Annotated in this window: 1 protein-coding gene, 1 pseudogene and 1 CRISPR repeat array; of the genes and pseudogenes, one reads left to right on the forward strand and one right to left on the reverse strand. The window is 49.1% G+C overall.

Annotated features, from left to right (window positions below):
* The first annotated feature begins 367 nt into the window (after window positions 1-367).
* A CRISPR array of direct repeats spans window positions 368-1,326; the repeat unit is 35 nt; unit sequence GTTTCCGTCCCCTTTCGGGGTAATGAGATTGAAAC.
* Window positions 1,327-1,561: 235 nt separating this feature from the next.
* Window positions 1,562-2,137 carry a hypothetical protein gene (locus QJQ48_RS27750; RefSeq protein WP_346294448.1) on the reverse strand — a complete coding sequence of 192 codons (576 nt, stop codon included), beginning with the start codon at window positions 2,135-2,137 and terminating at the stop codon, window positions 1,562-1,564.
* A gap of 107 nt (window positions 2,138-2,244) precedes the next feature.
* On the opposite strand from QJQ48_RS27750, the pseudogene QJQ48_RS27755 reads away from it, so the two are divergent.
* Window positions 2,245-2,349, forward strand: a pseudogene (locus QJQ48_RS27755) (IS6 family transposase); the annotation flags it as partial.

Raw genomic sequence — 2,349 nt, forward strand, 5'->3', positions numbered from 1 at the left:
CGTTAGCCAGTTGATGATGGCCTGGCAGTGAGCACGGCGCGATCGCGGCTCCACGAAACGAACACGTTCAGGTAGGATTCCTAGCTGGGCTAGGGTCTCTAGTGGCGGTGGCGTTAGGGGGTGAGTTGCCTTTGGAGCAGCAGGCATAGGATTAAAAGGCAGAAATAAGAAGGCAGAAGGGAAGGAAAGTTTAGAAAGCAGAGGACGGAAGGCAGAAGGCAGAAATAGAGACAGAAGGCAGGGGTTGAGATAGGTTCAAAAGCGAGCACCTATCGCATAGAGTTGCAGACTTCTCGTAGCATCGACTCCAACATCTTGTACGCCATCCCTTTCATACTTTTGCCTTCTAACTTCTACCTTGGTTAAGGTTTCCGTCCCCTTTCGGGGTAATGAGATTGAAACGTCACAACCGGCTCAACGCTACGCTGGCGCAGATGTTTCCGTCCCCTTTCGGGGTAATGAGATTGAAACCAGGGGGATATTATGGTTCCTTTCAAATCAGCCGCAGGTTTCCGTCCCCTTTCGGGGTAATGAGATTGAAACCTGACTACAACCAACAGTCAGTCAGTTGCCCAGTTGTATTGTTTCCGTCCCCTTTCGGGGTAATGAGATTGAAACCTTCTTATTGCTATTTGGCGGGCAATTTGTGCTTCCCGTTTCCGTCCCCTTTCGGGGTAATGAGATTGAAACAGGATATAAAGAAGTTCAAAAAGACAACGAAATGTTTCCGTCCCCTTTTGGGGTAATGAGATTGAAACCAGATCATAGCTGCTAAAAAGTGGACTCAAGAGTTTCCGTCCCCTTTCGGGGTAATGAGATTGAAACACTTTGTTTATAAAATTTTATTTTTGGAATATACAGTTTCCGTCCCCTTTCGGGGTAATGAGATTGAAACGGTGAGATTACGACTGTTCGTAAGCTTCCGGAGTACGGTTTCCGTCCCCTTTCGGGGTAATGAGATTGAAACCCACTGAGCTCATACAAAGTTTATGAGCTCCATGTAACGTTTCCGTCCCCTTTCGGGGTAATGAGATTGAAACGCGTTTTGCAGGCGGCCCAGGCAGGCACGGTCTGCTTAATGGTTTCCGTCCCCTTTCGGGGTAATGAGATTGAAACACTGTAGATCCAAAACTTAGGCAAGCTAAGCTGGAAGAGTTTCCGTCCCCTTTCGGGGTAATGAGATTGAAACAAGTCCTGGAAGAGGAGAATAAGCGTGCTTCATGGTTTCCGTCCCCTTTCGGGGTAATGAGATTGAAACACGCCATTGAGCGTGGAATTGGCGACATTGAGGGTTTCCGTCCCCTTTCGGGGTAATGAGATTGAAACCCCCTCGATCTGGAGCCCTTGCTGGGCAAGGCTTTCAACACCCCAAATCTGAGGGGGTCTGTTTCAAGGCCGAATAAATGAGAATCACTGTCAATAACCCCCCTTCAAACAGGGCTCAAACCCTTGCACGGAAAGCAATCTGAGGGGGTCAACGAAGTTATGCGGTTTTCAAGGATCGGCAGGCCCCCTCAGATTAGCAGTCAATTCTCTAGGCGGCAATCTCCCAACGCTAGGGTTAACAATTCTTTTGACTCACGTGAGCCAAAATTTCTCGCACTACTCCACTCTTCCCACGACGGCTCAATAGTAAGACCTCGCCTGATAAGCTTCCCCCCTTCCTCAACTGCATAATGCTATCAGTCTGTTGGTGCTTCATATATCCCGTAATCAGCACAATCAGGTCGCAGTCCCAAATTTTTGCCTTAATCGTGCTTCGACCAAACCCATGCTTGCTAAACGGGGGCAATTCTACCCATTGGGTTAAGCCATGATACTGTGATAGCGCCTGAATCACCCCGCGTCGAGTAGTATGATGCCCACCGACTAGAGCCAGCTTAGTAGTTGATAGATCAACTGTCGGCAGCTTTGCTGGAATTACTGCTGGTAGAGCCTGAGTTTGCGGGGGTTCCTCAATTGGCGCCAGCTCAGCATCAGAGCTTGACGCGCTCGTCGCGGTTAGCAAACCAAACAACTCTTCGATCAGGTCCTCAAGTTCCCAAATTTCAAGCTGTAGATCGTCCCGCTCGGCTTGCATCTGGTCATAGCGTGCCTGTAAACTTCGATTTTCCAGTCTGAGCTGCGTGCGCACCATCTCCATCTCACGGGTGAGGGCATTAAATTTGGTTCTGTCGCAAAAACTCAGGAGTGGTAGATTAGGAGACCGATTTCCTCATGTCATCTACCACCAACTTCACCTTCATGTCTCATCCTGCCCTGTTCAAGTGGAAGCACTTTCAGCCTGAAGTCATACTGCTCAACATCCGTTGGTACTGCCGCTATGCCTTGAGCTATCGGGACCTCGAG

Origin of the sequence: Sphaerothrix gracilis Ecp01, assembly GCF_030405905.1 — a bacterium.
In the GTDB taxonomy this organism is placed as follows: domain Bacteria; phylum Cyanobacteriota; class Cyanobacteriia; order Phormidesmidales; family Phormidesmidaceae; genus Sphaerothrix; species Sphaerothrix gracilis.

What these genes read in the sequence shown, in the direction of transcription:
- QJQ48_RS27750 (WP_346294448.1), bottom strand. Translation starts at nt 2,137, where the DNA reads ATGGTGCGCACGCAGCTCAGACTGGAAAATCGAAGTTTACAGGCACGC.